Below are 16,304 nucleotides of genomic sequence, written 5' to 3'. Positions count from 1 at the left end.
CCACTGCCAATAGCCAACGATCAATCGCTAGCCGCCAGCCGCTCACACCAAAAAAACCACATCTATTTTTACGGAATATCTTATGCAAAAAGGCATACTACAAGCGTTATCCGCTCATGCGTCCTACCTCACATTTCATGCCAAAGCGAGCGCCGATGCCACCGCGATACGCGAAGCCTTAGCCGCTTTGACAAAGCTTGTTGACGGCGAACAGATTGTTCTGGGTATTGGTGCCAATCTGGCCGATAAACTCGGTGCCACGATCAATGGATTACGTAACTTTGATGGCATAGATGGCAGTCGCGTCCGTCTGCCATCCACCCCCGCCGACCTCTGGTGCTGGCTGCGCGCCCCTGAACGCGGCGCACTGGTCCATCATGCTCGCCACATCCAGACCGCATTGCAAGATGCCTTTGAATTACAGCATCAGTTAGATGCCTTCAAATACGACACCGGCCGCGATCTGACCGGCTACGAAGATGGCACAGAAAACCCTCATGACGACGCCGCTTTTACCGCCGCCATCGTGCAAGAACAAGGCGCAGGACTAGACGGCAGCAGCATGGTCGCCGTACAGCAATGGCTACATCAGTTTGAGAAATTTGACGCTATGCCCGGCGAGGATCAGGACAAGGCCATTGGCCGCCGCAAAAGCGATAACGAAGAACTAGAGGACGCACCAGAATCCGCCCATGTCAAACGCACAGCACAAGAAGATTTTGCCCCGGAAGCATTCTCACTGCGCCGCTCCATGCCCTGGACGGAACAAGGCAAAGCAGGCCTGAACTTCGTCTCATTCGGCAATTCGTTCTATGCATTTGAAGCACAATTACGCCGCATGTCAGGCGCAGAAGACGGCATCGTCGATGCCCTGTTCAAGTTCAGCCATCCGGTAAGTGGCAACTATTTCTGGTGTCCGGCGATGAGAGACGGACGGGTTGATTTGTCGTTGCTTGATAAATAGGGCTAAAAATTAATTTTTTAGCACTGATAACTATTCTTACTTGAAGCAATGGTGTCACAGTCAGAAAAAATTTATATAAATGAAAGTGGAGAAAATCACTGATTCCTAGCGTAAAAGATGAAATGAGCTTGGTGTATTTAAATGGGAGAGCACTAGGCAAATTTATTCGGTAGAGACAAATTTACACTTATTTTTTAGTTATGCAGAACTTCAAAATACTGATTTTGAACTAGTGAATAATTCGATACGTTTAACTATTGCTAAAGTATCAGTTTGATAGGGGATAAGCCATAGCGAAAGCTAAAATAACTTCACGCACGATTTTTCGTTGAGGTGCTGGTAAGTTGAGAAACGCTTCGAAAGTCTCGCGCTCGTTGTATGAAATAGCGTCCTTCCAGTTCGCATTTTTTTGTTTAATTTTTTGCTTTATTTCCAAACCAAAAATTAAATCCTCAGGCGGCACGTTCAGCCATGTTGCTAACGTTACAATTTTTTCGTACGGTGGAATTGATGTGCCAATCAACCACTTACGTACCCCATGTAACGTCATTGGCTCTCCATAATGACGCAAATTAAATTCCCTCTCAAGCACAGCAGGTTCTGCATTGTAGCCCTGCGCCCTCATTGCCTCGGTTAATCTGGCTGCGAATTTTTCTTTTTTGTTATCCATGTAGTTACGTTACTAGCGACAGCTTTTAGTTACGTAACTGGCGAATTAGTTACGTTATAAACTAAACTATTGGTTACGTTAATTAATGTCCCAATAAAAATGTCTAATAGCCTGCCTGAGCAACCACCCGAAAGCATTTCTAATGGTTATCAAAATGCAGCAGAAGTTTTAGAAAGTGCCGATAGTTCAGCAAGAGTTTCTTTGCTAAACCTGAACGAAATATCAGGTAAAAAACTTTCGTCTACAGAACTGTGTCGGCAAGTCGTTTCTAAACAGCGTGTCGCTGACCATGGCGAGGTTTACACAAACCCACGTGAAGTTATCGCCATGCTGGATCTCGTTAAGTCAGAAACAGAACGGATTGATTCCCGATTTTTAGAACCTGCGTGTGGTACAGGTAATTTTTTGGTGGAAATACTCAATCGAAAATTAAGCGTTATCGCTATGCGCTACGCCAAATCACAGCTGGAATACGAGCGCTATGCGGTCATTGCGGTGGCGTCGATTTATGGAATTGATATTCTTGCCGACAATGTAGCGGCTTGCCAGACGCGCCTTTTTGATATGTTTAACACTGCATACAGCGCGCTCTTCAAAACCCAAGCCAAAGAGCAATGCCGCCACGCCGTTCGCTACCTACTGCGCTGTAATATTTTGCATGGCGACGCATTGACGCTGAAAACTGTCGGAGACGCCAATAAACCACCTCGATCTATCGTCTTTGCAGAGTGGTCAGCTGTTAACGGCAGCCTGCTAAAGCGGCGTGATTTTGTATATGACGATTTGGTCAGACTATCTACCCCACCTCCACCAGACGATTTGTTTTCGTCGGAAAATATTAATAAGACGGTCAACCACAACAGTAATGGCAGCTTGCAGCAGTCTGATCAAGGCGATTACTCATATGAAGTTCACCCCGTTAAAGACTATCCACTGATCCATTTTTTAGCGCTTGGTGTGGAGTCTAGAAATGAATGACGTAACCAATAGCACAAGCATAGTTCACACCGAGTTAATAGAAGCCCAAAGCGCCACTACCAACTACAACCCGGACGTACTCACCTGCCTGGCGAATCTGTCCAATGACGAAGTTTTCACCCCGCCCGCCTTGGTCAACCACATGCTCGATACCTTGCCAGCTGAGTTATGGGAAAACCCCGATGCAAAATTTTTAGATCCCGTTACGAAATCAGGTGTGTTCCTGCGCGAGATCGCCAAGCGTTTGATTAAGGGACTAGAAGGACAGATGCCTGACCTGCAAACGCGCACCAACCATATTTTCCAACAACAGTTGTACGGCATCGCCATTACCGAGCTGACCAGTCTGCTGGCGCGGCGCAGCGTGTACTGCGCTAAAGCCGCCAATAGCCCACTGTCGATCTGTAACAATTTTGATGACGAGCAGGGCAACATCCGTTATGCACGGATTGCACACACATGGACCAGTGGTAAATGTAGCTACTGCGGGGCGAGCCAAGAGGTATACGACCGCGCAGGCGATTTAGAAACCCACGCTTACCCTTTTATTCACACAGACAACCTCGTAGAACACTTTGGAACAGACATGAAATTTGATGTGATTATTGGCAACCCGCCATACCAGTTAAGTGATGGGGGAGCACAAGCAAGTGCGTCGCCGATTTATCATAAATTTGTGGAGCAAGCCAAAAAACTAAGCCCAAGATACTTAGCCATGATTATTCCCTCGCGATGGTTTGCGGGCGGCAAGGGGCTAGATACGTTCCGTGAAGTCATGCTGGCGGACAAGCGCATCAGGAAAATTGTGGACTTCCATAACGCCGCAGATTGTTTTCCTGGCGTTGAGATAAAGGGTGGTGTTTGCTATTTTTTATGGGACAAAGATAACTCAGGTAACTGCGAAGTCACACCCGTCATCAACAACGAATACAAGCCTTCATTGATTCGTGATATTGGAACGTATGACGTGTTCGTGAGGCTAAATGACGCCGTACCAATTTTAGAAAAAGTCCAGCGTTTATCAGAGCCAAGCTTTGACACCAAAATGTCATCACAAAAGCCGTTTGGATTTAGGACGAATTTCAGAGACTATAAAAAAACCTCATTTCCTGAAAGCGTGAAAATTTTTGCATTTAAGGAAGTAGGCCATATTGAGAGAGTAAAGGTCGTCCAAAATGCACATTGGATAGACAAGCATAAAGTCATTGTTAGTCGTTCCTACAACGGCGGCTACACTTACCCACATCAGATCATAGGCAAACCAATTATTGCGGAAGCTGGTAGCTGCTGCACAGAGACTTATATAGTTTGCGATGTGCTTGGAAATATCGTGCACGCAAAAAATTTGAGTAGCTACATTTGCACGCGCTTCTTTAGGTTTATGGTCTTTCTACGAAAAATATCACAAGACAATCCTAAAGATAGATTTTCATTCGTACCAATTCAAGATTACAGCGAACCTTGGTCAGACGAAAAACTTTATGCCAAATACGGCCTAACGTCCGATGAAATCGCGTTCATCGAATCCATGATTCGCCCGATGGATTTATCGCAAGAGGCAACGGATGCATAACGAAGCCAACGATTTCTTCCCAGCACCCGGCACGCCAAAAATCTACGCTTATGCTGACAGTCGTTATCCCGATTGCCTGAAAGTCGGCTACACCAGCAAGAGCGTGTCGGAGCGGGTAGAAGCGCAGTATCCCGTCAAACTGCCCAATCAGTCTTACACCATATTGCTGGACGAAGTGGCGATGCGTGAAGATGGCAGTTTCTTTACCGATCACGATGTCCATCGTGTGTTGGCACGTCAGCAGGTGCGACGTGATAATGGTGAGTGGTTTGTCTGTGATATAGCTGCCGTGCAAGCGGCAATTTTGGAAGTGAAAATAGGTCGTATCAATCAAGACAGGCGCACCTTGAATTTTGGCATGCGCCCGGAGCAGCAGGCGGCAGTTGACAAAGCGAGACAGTATTTTGATAGTTACAGTGCTGAGAATCCTGATAAAACGCCGCATTTTTTATGGAATGCCAAAATGCGCTTTGGCAAAACTTTCGCCGCGTATCAGTTGGCGAAAAAAATGGGTTGGTCAAAAATTCTGATTTTGACTTTTAAACCTGCGGTGCAAAACGCGTGGGCAGAGGATTTGGCGAACCATCTGGATTTTGAAGGTTGGCAGTTTATTGTACGTGACGGCTTGGCGTTCGGAGATGCCGACACAGACAAACCGATCGTCTGTTTTGGATCGTTTCAAGATTATTTGGGTAAAAATTCTGCTGGCGGTATCAAGGCGAAAAATGAATGGGTACACACCACCAACTGGGATTGCGTGGTGTTTGATGAATACCATTACGGCGCGTGGCGTACGAATGCTAAAGATTTATTTGAGGCGGAGGATAAAAACGAAATTGGTTTTGCCGAAGGCGAAGGCATTGCGTATTTTGAAGAAGGCAATATGCCGATTACCACCCGAGCGTATTTGTATTTGTCTGGTACGCCGTTCCGGGCGATTGCATCCGGTGAGTTTATCGAAGAGCAGATTTATAACTGGACATATTCTGACGAGCAACGCGCCAAAGAGAACTGGCCTACCGTACAGATCAATCCTTACGCAGCCTTACCGCGCATGGTGATGTTGACGTATCAATTGCCACCTGCGATTCGTGATGTGGCGTTAAAAGGTGAGTTTGATGAATTTGATTTGAATGAATTTTTCAAAGCTGACGGCGAAGATATTGTTGCGAAATTCAAGTATGAAAATGAAGTACAAAAGTGGCTAGATTTAATTCGTGGCGCGATGTTGGAGACCACCGTTGATAATCTAAAACTAGGTGCAGAGAAGCCGCCGATGCCGTTTGCTGATGTGCGTTTGCTACATGTGCTGTCACACACGTTTTGGTTTCTACCATCCGTGGCAGCATGCCATGCGATGGGCAATCTTCTCGCGCAACGACAAAACAAGTTTTATCACGATTACAGCGTCGTGGTTGCAGCGGGCAGTGATGCAGGAATAGGTGTGGCCGCTTTGCCACCTGTAAAAAAAGCTTTGGGTAATGGCCTTAATACCAAATCTATTACGCTGTCCTGCGGCAAGCTGACCACGGGCGTATCGGTCGCACCGTGGACGGGGATTTTAATGCTACGCAATGTCACTAGCCCCGAGACATATTTTCAAGGAGCATTTCGCGTGCAAACGCCGTGGGTGGTGCGCGGGCATGACGCCAATGATCCGAACAATGAACTGATCGTCAAAAACGAATGCTACGTATTTGACTTCGCCCCTGATCGCCGATTACAGTTGTCGCCTGAATGTGAACGAATCTAATCCTGAAGCTAAAGTGGCAGAGTTCATTCACTTCTTGCCGGTGTTAGCTTATGACGGCAGCTCTATGAGGCAAATCGATGCTGCTGGAATCCTGGACATGGCAATGAGCGGCACCACAGCGACTCTGCTAGCACGACGTTGGGAAAGCGCGCTATTAGTTAACGTAGACAATGGCACGCTTGAAAAGCTCATGAAGAACGAAGATGCTATGCGAGCATTGATGAGTATTGAGGGTTTTCGTAATCTCAATCAGGATATTGAAACTATTATCAATAAATCTGATTCAGTTAAAAAAACTAAGGCGGAGGCGAATGAGCGTGACTTAACGAAGCCAGAGAAAAAACAACTCACGGAAGAGGAAAAAGAATACAAGTTAATACGTAAACAGATTCAGGAAAAATTAATTAAGTTTGCTACCCGTGTCCCTGTTTTTATGTATCTGACAGATTATCGCGAACGTAGTTTGAAGGATGTGATTATTCAACTTGAACCCGCATTATTTAAAAAAGTAACAGGTCTAATACAAAAAGACTTTGAATTACTAGTTAGCCTTGGGGTATTTAATAGTGGTCTAATGAACGATGCGGTATATAAATTTAAACGCTACGAGGACGCAAGTTTAGAATACACAGGTATCACTAAGCACAAAGACAGGTCTGTTGGACTATACAATACTGTGTTATCAGCTGAAGATTACCGAAACAGTCAAATACAAAAAATTTGATAAAATTTTCTCACGAGGCAAAGGTGAACATTCCTTCACCTAACGATAATCTAGACTTATACGATCCTGATCCAATGCCGCCTAATTCGGTGCATTATTTAATAGCGGTTACGCCGGATTACATCAAGTTAGAAATCAGGAAAATCGTTTGCTGAGTGTGCTCAAGAAATTCAAGACAGAACCATAGCTGAATGGCAGGCATCACAAACAACACCCTCTTAAATAATTTCCTTTGTTCCGCGTATTATTTTCTTATACAGGTGTGGATTCAGCGATAGCATTCATGTAGCTTATATAACTACTATCGAAGCATAAAAGGCTACAATTTTTAAATGAAGTGTAATTGTATGGATGATAACTACATCGAGTAATGAGATGTTTTTTTACTGATTGCCCGTAAACACCGTTTGGCGCTGATTGATAAACCCTCACTGATACGACCATCGTCGTCTTCTACGATGCCGGATTTTTGTAAGAGGCAAATCTGGCTGAGTTCATCTGCGTCGCGTAACAATTTCCCCAGGGATTTTGTTGGTCAGTTGGGGTGTTTTGCTGGTCGTCGGTCTGGTCGGTAATTGCGGTGATGACCTGATCTGGAAATCCCCAATATTGTCCCATCATGTTGGACAAAATATGTTCTTCGCTGAGTAGTCTGGGATGAAAGCGGGCATCGGTGGGTCAGACTTGCTGGCGACCGGAGCGGTCGGCTATGCGTAATGCGACGATCAAACCGACGTTCTGTAGCAAGCCTGCCAGACTCGCCAAAATACGATCTTTATTTTAAGAGTTCAGGGCGTTTCAGCAGTTTCAGGAAGCCGTCCATCGGTACTGGTTTAGAGAACAGATAGCCTTGGAAAGCGTAGCAGTTATGTTCGATCAAAAAGCTGCGCTGGGCCGAGGTTTCTACGCCTTCTGCGATTACGTTCAGTCCCAGATTGGTTCCGAGTGAGATGATGGCGCGGACGATGGTCGCGTCGTTTTCGTCATCGCTTAAGTCGCGTACAAACGATTGATCGATCTTGAGCTGGTTTAGCGGCAGGCGTTGCAGGTAGGCGAGTGAGGAATAGCCGGTACCAAAGTCATCCATGGAAAATGAGATGCCGAGCTTTTTTAGTTCATGCATTTTTTCGGTAGTGGCATCCACGTTGTCGAGCACGGTGCTTTCGGTCAGTTCGATTTTCAGGCGGGTAGGATCGATGCCGTGCCGGGATACGATTTCGCTAAAAGTATCGACAAAATCCGCTTGCTTAAATTGCTTGGCGCTGACGTTGACGGCCAGGCTCAGGTCGCGGGTGTCTTCATTGTTTTCCCATTGTTTGAGTTGGGCGCAGGCTGTTTCCAGCACCCACAAACCGATTGGGATAATCAGGCCGGTTTCTTCGGCGAGTGGGATGAAATCTGCCGGTGAGATAAAGCCGCGGTCAGGATGGATCCAGCGCAGCAGCGCTTCTGCGCCGATCAGGTTGCCGTCAGAATTGACCTGCACCTGGTAATACAATTCAAACTGATTATTTGCCAGTGCCAGACGCAGATTGGATTCGAGCATCATACGTACGACGAGTACGGCTTGCATCGCCGGATCGAAGAAGCGTACGGCATTGCGCCCCGACGTTTTGGCCTCATACATGGCGGTGTCGGCACGCTTGAACAAATCCTTGACCGTGATGTCGTTGCCCTGGAACAAACAGACGCCGATGCTGCTGGAGCCGTGATGTTCAAAATCCATGATCTGATACGGCAGGCTCAATAGCTGGCGGATTTTTTCAGCGATGCGGTCGGTTTGCTGAATCGCTTCGTCGCGGCTGGTACTGAGTTCTTCGAGTACCACGACGAATTCGTCGCCGCCCAGACGTGCGACCGTATCGCTTTCGCGCATGCAGGTTTGCAGGCGGCTGGCGGTTTCTACCAGTAAAACATCGCCGGCATCATGACCGCGTGTGTCGTTCAGGGTCTTAAAGTTATCCAGGTCGATGAACAGAATTGCACTGTGTGTATCGCTGCGGCTGCTGCGCGAGATCAGGTGTTGCAGCCTGTCCATCAGCAGCCGCCGGTTTGGCAGTTGTGTCAGCGGATCATAGAAAGCCAGATTACGGATTTCTGCCTCGTAACCTTTGTGACGACTGATATCTGTGAAAGAGCCAATATAGTTGGTGACTTCTCCCCGGCTGTCCGAGATCGCTGTGAGCGTGATCATCTGGGGATATATCTCGCCGTTTTTACGTTTGTTCCATAGTTCGCCTTGCCAGAACTGATGTTCTTTCAGCGAATCGAGCACGGCATCGTAGAAATTGTCGTTTTGCTGCTGAGTGTAATAATGCTGAAGTTTTTGATGTAATAGCTCTTCACCGTCAAATCCGGTAATTGAGGTGAACGCGTGATTCACACGTAGCAAATGCCATCGCGCATCGGTGACAAAAATTCCTTCTTGTGATTCGAAGGTAAACGCGGCGATCCTGAGGTCTCTTTCGGCATCCTTACGGTCGGTGATGTCGGTCACGAAGCAATGCCACAACATGGCGCCGTCAGGTTCAGGCTCCGGTAAACCGTCGATGTATAGCCAGCGTACCGAGCCATCCAGACGGTGAAAGCGGAATTCGCTCTGCCATGCTGATTGAGTTCTGGTGGCTTCGCGAATGGCGTTGGTGCCGTTTTCTATATCCCGTTCATCAATACGTTTAAACAGGAACAAGGCGTCTTGTGCCACTTGCGCCTGAGAGACTTCAAAGATGCTTAATATTGCATCGCTGGCATACGGAATGCAGGCGCTGCGATCAGGCCGGATGCGGTATTGCATGACCAGACCCGGCAAGCGGGATGCCACTTTGTTGATACGTTCAAACGCTTCTTTTACCTCGTGTGTGGCCTTGGTGCTTTCCGCCTGTAAAGCAGTGATTAGCAGCGCCAGGATTGCCATGGTTGTCATGTACACCCAAAGTATCAGCAGATTGCCGTGCAAATCAGTGCTGGTAAAAGGCCCGTGACCAGTCGAGGTTGCCCACGCCGCAAATATAGAAGACGCCAGTGCAGTTAATGACGCACCGGTTACGCCAAAGCGCAGGGCGGGCCAGACAATCGCCGCGACAGCAACAAAGGTCAGGTGAAGCTGGTGCTGCTGCATTAAAAAAATGGACCAATTGATCGCGTACAGGATAGCCATGAAGACCATGACTTCTTTGCCGCGATTGTGCAATAAGGCGATTGATTGTAGCGATACCGACAGCAAGAGTGGCGCGATAAGCAGCGTACCTACGACATCGCCAGCCCACCAGGTCAGCCATACGGTGGATATTTCATGAATCAATCCATGTTGCCAGAGTGTGAGGCTGCCCCCGGTTGCTGAGACCATCATGCCTGCCATCGATGCCAGGGTGAACCAGACGACGTCTTTGCGCCGGACAAAATGACGGTTGAACTTCAGATGTCGCAGAATGAGTGTACACAGCAAGGGACCTAAGGTATTCCCCAGTGACATGGTCAGAGCGATCGGGATGTTGAAGCCGGCGCTGAGTTCCAGCCCGACGCAGGCGAGATAGATCGCAAATAGCATGCGGTTGCCATAACGCATGAGCCCCGCGACGGCGATACCAGCCGGTAGCCACAACAGGCTGACATTGGGATTGACGTAGGGGATCAATAAGCCAAGTCGCCCTGCGAAAAAATAAGCAACAATCAACACCAAAAAGCGTCCCATGAACGCATGAAGGTTTTTTGGAGCCGTCAGTTGTAATGCTGGAATCTTGAACATGGCATGGGCAAGCTATGAGTGACAGATGTGCACACTCATTATGCGACAAACTTTGCCTGAACCAACAAATTTCGGAATTTCACCATCACTTGCTGGCGCTGCGCTGCGTCTACCGTTGTACGAATACAAACAAGAGACCGGTACTTAACACCAGAAACGCCGTTCCTGGAACGTGGACAGCGATCACAAGCGGCAGCGCCGCAGCGAATGAAGGTCCGGAGCCAACTCAAAACCAGCCATATTTGCAGCGCTTTAATCCGCCTGATATGTCAGATATTGAGGCTAAAGCAAGAACTCAATATACCCACAACTTATCCGCATCCAGTTGCAACCAATACTCACCCTGCTCCAGCTTATGCGGTGAGTAAGCACGCAAGCTACCTTCGCTACCGGCATGCCCGAACAGACATTCCCAGCGGTCGCCCAGATACATGCAGGTAGTCAGCGGCAGCTTGATGGCGTTATCGGTCTGAGTATCGGACAGGCGGACTTTTTCCAGGCGGATAATCGCTGTCGCATCGTCGGCGACATTCTTGCCGCGCAGGCTTGCCTTGAGCTGACTGCCATTGACATCGAGCGTGACGAAGTTGCCATCGCGGCTGATGATCTTGCCGCGCAACTTGTTATTGCTACCCATGAATTCGGCGGTGAACAAGGTGTTCGGCGTTTCGTACATGCTTTGTGGCGTACCTTGCTGCTCGATGACACCGTTGTTGAGCAAAAGAATACGGTCAGAGATGGCCATCGCCTCACCCTGATCATGTGTCACCATCAGCGCGGACAGGTTCAGCCTGACGATCAGCTCGCGTAAAAAAGCACGGGCTTCTTCGCGCAGTTTGGCGTCCAGATTTGACAAGGGTTCGTCCAGCAAAATCACGGGCGGGTTGTAGACCAGCGCACGTGCAATCGCTACGCGTTGCTGCTGACCGCCGGACAACTGATGCGGGAAACGTTCGCCCAGATGTCCCAGGCCGAGTTGTGACAGCACATCCTTGACCTTGGCAGCGATGTCGCTGGAATTCATTTTACGCAGCTTCAGACCGTAACCGACGTTGTCAGTCACGGTCTTGTGCGGCCACAATGCATAGGATTGAAACACCAGTCCCAGATTACGCTGCTCGGCTGGCATTTCCCAGTTTTTACTACCGTCAAAGACATTGCGCTCGCCGATATGGATGGTGCCGGTCTTTGGTGATTCCAGACCGGCGACGGCGCGTAGCAAGGTCGTTTTTCCGCTGCCCGACGGACCAAGCAGAGCAACTACTTCACCGCGCTTCAACTCCATCGATACGCCTTTGAGAATCGGGTTTGCAGTGGCACCTGAGCCGTATTCCAGGGTCAATTCATTTACGCTTAATTCGGACATAGTGTTCTCTCAGTAGTCTCAATATTTTTTAAATAATTTTTTATCGTTTGTGATGATCTGTGAAATTAGCTCACCATCAGTGACTTAACTTCACACCAAAGCGCAACGCCAGTCCCAGCCCTATCGCGACCAGCGCAATATTGATGAAGGACAAAGCCGCTACCAGATCAACCGAACCGCCCGCCCAGAGCGATACAATCAGGGCGCCAATTACTTCCGTTCCTGGTGAGAGCAAATACACACCCGTCGAATATTCACGTTCAAAAATCAGGAACACCATCAGCCAGGCACCCAGCAGACCGAATTTGACCAGCGGCAGAGTTACATCACGGGTCACCTGCCCGCGGTTCGCACCGACGGCGCGGGCGGCTTCTTCCAGTTCCGGACCAACTTGCAACAAGGCGGTAGAGATCAGGCGCAGACCGTATGCCATCCAGACCACAGAATAAGCAAGCCAGACGGAGAAAATGGTCGAACGCAAGGCGCGTAATTGCGGAATCAGATTATCGATCAGCCAGGTCGCGACAACATTGTCAAAGTGCTGCAAACCACCCTCGAGCCATGAGGGAACAAACAAAAATACCCAGAGGAAGGAGAGGCCAGCCAGCAAGCCCGGAATCGCTCGCGGAACCAGCACGCTGTAGTCGAGAACGCGGGTAGTGCCGTCGGGTTTGCGATGCATTGCCAGTGCAATCGCGGCATAACAAATCACCGCCAGAGCACCACCGATGATACCGATTAATACGGTATTCAGGATCCCGCGCATCAGGGACGGTTGCTCAAGAATGTCGCGGAAATGTTGCAGCGTAATCACATCCGCAAGCTTCACACCTTCGCCCCAATACGAGACGAACGCACGCAAGACGATACCGGATAAAGGGATCACGACCGTGAAGATCAGCCAGGCTGCGAGTACCGCAAACGCTAACCATTTCCATTTGCCGAGCGGCAGAGGTTTTTGGCGTGAGCCCTTGCCTTTAATGGACACATATTTGTTTGCTGATTTCAGCATCCAGCGCTGCACCATCACCAGTGGCATCGTAACGGCAACCAGACAGACAGCCGCAGCGGCCATCAGATGGTAAGACGGTGTACCGAGCTTGTTAGTCAGTTTGTACAGATATGTCGCCAGCACCAGATGGCCTTCAGGGTCGCCCAGTACCAGCACCAGGCCGAACACTTCAAAACCCAGGAAGAACACCAGCACGGCGGCAAACGCCAGTGCAGGCATGATCATCGGCAGGGATACATGCAGAGCCACCTGAAACGGCGAAGCGCCTGCGATACGCGCTGCTTCTTCCACATCAGAACCCAGGCTTTTCAGCGCGGCAGATGAGTACAGATAAACATGCGGCACGTGGGTCAGACCGGCAATGATGACAATGCTGATAAATGAGTAAATATTCCACGGTTCCACACCGGTTAGTTGTTTGATCCATAGAGTATAAAACCCAACCGGGCCCATCGACACCACATAACCAAACGCCATCACCATCGGTGACACAAAAATCGGCACCAGCAATACCGGCTCTATCCAGCTACGGCCAGGCAGATCGGTACGTATCATCAGAAAAGCCAGCAAGCCGCCCAGTGGCACAGCGATTACTGCCAGCCCGGTTGCCAGGATCAGACCATTCCAGAATGCATCGCGGAAATCGGAATCATCAAAAATAAAACGGTAAGAATCCAGTCCAAAGATTTTGATCGGCGCAAAGAAGGGCGCTGATAAAAAACTCTGGAACAAGATTAAAGAGAGAGGTGTAAAAATCGCCAGCAAGGCCAGCACTACGACCACGCCGCGTGGCCAGTTGACTTGCGACCACTTACTGTGGCGCGGGAGGGAGAGGGTTTGCATAATGACCTTATGGATATCAGCTGTCTTGTGAGCGGCAAAGAGACTCTACCTGCGCCGTATCATCAACTCAAAGTCGGCATCCTGTTTTGAACGTGGATACCTGGGATGAGTAGGAGATGAGTAGGATGAGCGCGATGGAGTAAGGTATCAATGTCACATCGATTCGCAGCAGTCCTGATGGATGAATCTCTACGGAGGACTGCCACGAACAAGCAACAGGATTATTTTTTACCTGCAGTGTCTTTCCACTGTTTCAGGAAAGCCAGGCGTTTTCCCTGATCCAGATATTGCAGCAGCATAGGATTGACCGGCAAAGGTTTCAGGCCAATTCCAATTTGCTTTGCCAGATCGGATGAGGTCGTTTCGCCTTTCACATCGGCACGGATCGCATACAGTTTGGCTTCATTGGCGATGAGTGTCTGACCACGTTTAGACAAGGTGTAATCGAGCCAGAGCTTGGCCGCATTGGCATGTTTGGAGGCCTTACTGATGAACATGACGCGCGATAACACCAGAGTGTAATCTTTTGGTATTTGAACTCCGATTGACGGATCTTTTGCTGCGCGTACCAGCGCATATGAACCGAGGATGTTATAGCCAATCAGGTTTTCGCCGGACGAAATACGTTCCAGCATCGTGCCTGTGGATGACTGTACGCGGACGCTGGCAGCACCGAAGGCTTTGGCCAATTCCCAAAAGTCTTTGTTCTCACGGCTGTCTTGCGTAATAAACATAAAACCTACGCCGGATTTTTCGATGTCATAGGTCGTGACTTTGTTCTTGAATTTGTCCAGTTTGGCATTGATCAGCTTGGCAAATTCGGCATGTGTTTTCGGGACTTCATCGGCACTGACCAGGCGCTTGTTATATACAAAGACGGCCGGTTCAAATGTGGTGCCGTAAGCGGAGTCGTTCCAGACAGCCCATTGCGGAATACCGCTGACTTCTGGCGATTTATATTGCAAGCCATAACCGTCAGACACCAGTTTGGTCTGTAAATCCATCGCGGACGACCACATTACGTCAGCACTGTTACCGCCAGCGGCCATTTCGGAAATGTAGCGGTTGTAGACCTCGGTCGAATTCATGTCGTTGTACTCGACCTGAACTTCGGGATACATACTTTTGAAATCTTTAATCAGCGGTTCGACCGCTTTGGTATCCGTCGCGCTGTAGATAACGATTTTGCCTTCTTTTTTTGCCGCATCAATGATCTTGCTGTAATCCGCCGGATAACCTGCCGGTACCTGCGCAAGACTGAAACCCGCTAAGCCCAGACCGATACTTGCGATGCTGGCGACAATCCATTTTTTTGACATCATGTGTCTTCTCCAATGTTGTTTTTTATAAAAACTGATGAAACAAATTAACTCGATTACTATCAGATTTTTCCGTACGAAATTCTCTCGTGCGACCTTATCTGATGAACCCATTTACTAAATCGACGCAGTAAATTTACGCACTAAATCCACATACTTAATCAACGCACTAAACCAAATTCTTTCGCCTGCTGGCGATAGTTAATGACGGCCTTATCAATATAATTCGTCAAATCCTGGCCTGTCATCGCAAATGGATAAAGACCATGTAATTTACGGTCTTCATCAAAACCCGGCTGTGCCATGGCATGTTGAAATACGTTGACCCATTTTTTGTAGTCAGCATCGCTGACCTGCGGCCCCATATACACACCGCGAATAATCGGCCAGGTCACGTCATAGCCTTGCTCATGTGCAGTCGGCACGTTCGCCAGCGCACCTGGCAGGCGTGCATCGGAGAGCACGGCGAGGACACGGATTTTGTCGCCGACCGCATGCAGGCTGGCTTCTGATGCATCACCGGATACTGCCTGAACATGTCCGGCCAGCAGGGCGGTAAAGGATTCGCCGCCACCTTCAAATGCTACCAATCGAAGGGATTTTGGATCTACATTCGATTGTTTGGCAATCTGCGCCATTTTCAGCCAGTCCTGGCTACCGATGGTGCCACCAGTGCCGATGGAAACTTGTGACGGCTTATCTTTAATGGCGGCCATCAGTTCACGCAAGTTTTTATAGGGGGAGTCGCTACGTACCGCGATCATGCCGTAATCGGTACCGATGCCTGCCACCCAGCGGACATTGGAGGTCGTTGATTTGCCAAATTTGCCTTCTGCCAGATTCAGCAGGGAACCGCCAGAGTAGGCGACCAGAGTATTGGCTTCGGCACTGCGCTGAGTGATGATCGAGGTCCACGCAACGGCGCCGACGCCGCCGGGCATATAGCTGACTTGCAACGCATGTGCGCCCAGCGCTTTTTGTGCGAGTTTGCAGGTCTGATCCATGCCGCCGCCGGGTTTTGCCGGTACGATGCACTGCGCAGGCACACCCGCAAGTGCCTGTAATGCCAGCAGGCTGAGCAGGCAACCTGCCAGGGATACTGCAAATTTTGATGCTGATAGAGGCATGTTGGCAGACGTAAGTTGGATCACAATAGTCACAGCAAAGACAATTTTCAAGTTCGCAGCAGAGTGTACGCGTTCCAGTCTTTCAGTAAGCTTTCATCTCACATCTGCGGCCAGCGGGTGCAATGCAGCATCAACAAAGCGTAGCGGAGATACATTTCAGTGGAATTACGGCACAGAAGTTCTGTATCATAAAAAAGACGCGTTACTCCCCTATTCCATTTCTCGTCATT

The 16,304-nt window shown here is 48.9% G+C and carries 11 protein-coding genes; 5 read left to right on the top strand and 6 right to left on the bottom strand.

Going from position 1 to position 16,304, the window contains the following annotated elements; all coding sequences use genetic code 11:
- The first annotated feature begins 82 nt into the window (after window positions 1-82).
- Window positions 83-964, top strand: a complete 882-nt coding sequence (locus tag ACO0K4_RS03420) for a Dyp-type peroxidase (RefSeq protein WP_422955188.1) — start codon at window positions 83-85, stop codon at window positions 962-964.
- A gap of 268 nt (window positions 965-1,232) precedes the next feature.
- Here ACO0K4_RS03420 and ACO0K4_RS03415 read toward each other — a convergent pair whose 3' ends face one another.
- Window positions 1,233-1,634, bottom strand: a complete 402-nt coding sequence (locus tag ACO0K4_RS03415) for an XRE family transcriptional regulator (RefSeq protein ID WP_422955187.1) — start codon at window positions 1,632-1,634, stop codon at window positions 1,233-1,235.
- 99 nt (window positions 1,635-1,733) lie between these two features.
- Between ACO0K4_RS03415 and ACO0K4_RS03410 the strand changes: the two genes are divergently transcribed.
- Genes ACO0K4_RS03410 through ACO0K4_RS03395 form a run of 4 tightly spaced genes read left to right on the top strand, consistent with a single transcriptional unit; the run spans window position 1,734 to window position 6,662 of the window.
- On the top strand, window positions 1,734-2,612 hold the full coding sequence (locus tag ACO0K4_RS03410) for a hypothetical protein (RefSeq protein ID WP_422955186.1): 879 nt from the start codon (window positions 1,734-1,736) through the stop codon (window positions 2,610-2,612).
- On the top strand, window positions 2,605-4,185 hold the full coding sequence (locus tag ACO0K4_RS03405; RefSeq protein ID WP_422955185.1) for an Eco57I restriction-modification methylase domain-containing protein: 1,581 nt from the start codon (window positions 2,605-2,607) through the stop codon (window positions 4,183-4,185). Before ACO0K4_RS03410 ends, ACO0K4_RS03405 begins: the two co-directional genes overlap by 8 nt.
- On the top strand, window positions 4,178-5,938 hold the full coding sequence (locus ACO0K4_RS03400; protein ID WP_422955184.1) for a GIY-YIG nuclease family protein: 1,761 nt from the start codon (window positions 4,178-4,180) through the stop codon (window positions 5,936-5,938). The genes ACO0K4_RS03405 and ACO0K4_RS03400 overlap by 8 nt, the downstream gene beginning before the upstream one ends.
- Window positions 5,925-6,662, top strand: a complete 738-nt coding sequence (locus ACO0K4_RS03395) for a hypothetical protein (protein ID WP_422955183.1) — start codon at window positions 5,925-5,927, stop codon at window positions 6,660-6,662. The genes ACO0K4_RS03400 and ACO0K4_RS03395 overlap by 14 nt, the downstream gene beginning before the upstream one ends.
- 775 nt (window positions 6,663-7,437) lie before the next feature.
- Here the strand turns inward: ACO0K4_RS03395 and ACO0K4_RS03390 are convergent.
- From ACO0K4_RS03390 to ACO0K4_RS03370, 5 genes are all read right to left on the bottom strand, one after another.
- A complete protein-coding gene (locus tag ACO0K4_RS03390; RefSeq protein WP_422955182.1) occupies window positions 7,438-10,407 on the bottom strand; it encodes a bifunctional diguanylate cyclase/phosphodiesterase in 2,970 nt (989 codons plus the stop codon).
- A 295-nt stretch (window positions 10,408-10,702) separates the two neighbouring features.
- On the bottom strand, window positions 10,703-11,773 hold the full coding sequence (locus ACO0K4_RS03385; protein WP_422955181.1) for an ABC transporter ATP-binding protein: 1,071 nt from the start codon (window positions 11,771-11,773) through the stop codon (window positions 10,703-10,705).
- A 76-nt stretch (window positions 11,774-11,849) separates the two neighbouring features.
- Window positions 11,850-13,628, bottom strand: coding sequence for an ABC transporter permease (locus ACO0K4_RS03380; RefSeq protein WP_422955180.1), 1,779 nt, complete (start codon window positions 13,626-13,628; stop codon window positions 11,850-11,852).
- Window positions 13,629-13,849: 221 nt separating this feature from the next.
- A complete protein-coding gene (locus ACO0K4_RS03375) occupies window positions 13,850-14,950 on the bottom strand; it encodes an ABC transporter substrate-binding protein (protein ID WP_422955179.1) in 1,101 nt (366 codons plus the stop codon).
- Window positions 14,951-15,108: 158 nt separating this feature from the next.
- Window positions 15,109-16,074 (bottom strand): Bug family tripartite tricarboxylate transporter substrate binding protein, encoded by a 966-nt coding sequence (locus tag ACO0K4_RS03370; protein ID WP_422955178.1) that lies wholly within the window; start codon window positions 16,072-16,074, stop codon window positions 15,109-15,111.
- Between the last annotated feature and the right edge of the window lie 230 nt (window positions 16,075-16,304).

The sequence above is a fragment of the Undibacterium sp. RuTC16W genome, assembly GCF_049339445.1.
Taxonomy (GTDB): Bacteria; Pseudomonadota; Gammaproteobacteria; order Burkholderiales; family Burkholderiaceae_D; genus Undibacterium.
Note: the sequence above shows the minus strand (reverse complement) of the source record. Positions and strands in the feature narration are given on the sequence as shown.

Bases quoted from the DNA above. Each gene is read 5' to 3' on its own strand.
- ACO0K4_RS03410 (WP_422955186.1), top strand. From the start codon at position 1,734: ATGTCTAATAGCCTGCCTGAGCAACCACCCGAAAGCATTTCTAATGGT.
- ACO0K4_RS03405 (WP_422955185.1), top strand. From the start codon at position 2,605: ATGAATGACGTAACCAATAGCACAAGCATAGTTCACACCGAGTTAATA.
- ACO0K4_RS03390 (WP_422955182.1), bottom strand. From the start codon at position 10,407: ATGTTCAAGATTCCAGCATTACAACTGACGGCTCCAAAAAACCTTCAT.
- ACO0K4_RS03385 (WP_422955181.1), bottom strand. From the start codon at position 11,773: ATGTCCGAATTAAGCGTAAATGAATTGACCCTGGAATACGGCTCAGGT.
- ACO0K4_RS03400 (WP_422955184.1), top strand. From the start codon at position 4,178: ATGCATAACGAAGCCAACGATTTCTTCCCAGCACCCGGCACGCCAAAA.
- ACO0K4_RS03370 (WP_422955178.1), bottom strand. From the start codon at position 16,074: ATGCCTCTATCAGCATCAAAATTTGCAGTATCCCTGGCAGGTTGCCTG.
- ACO0K4_RS03420 (WP_422955188.1), top strand. From the start codon at position 83: ATGCAAAAAGGCATACTACAAGCGTTATCCGCTCATGCGTCCTACCTC.
- ACO0K4_RS03375 (WP_422955179.1), bottom strand. From the start codon at position 14,950: ATGATGTCAAAAAAATGGATTGTCGCCAGCATCGCAAGTATCGGTCTG.
- ACO0K4_RS03415 (WP_422955187.1), bottom strand. From the start codon at position 1,634: ATGGATAACAAAAAAGAAAAATTCGCAGCCAGATTAACCGAGGCAATG.
- ACO0K4_RS03380 (WP_422955180.1), bottom strand. From the start codon at position 13,628: ATGCAAACCCTCTCCCTCCCGCGCCACAGTAAGTGGTCGCAAGTCAAC.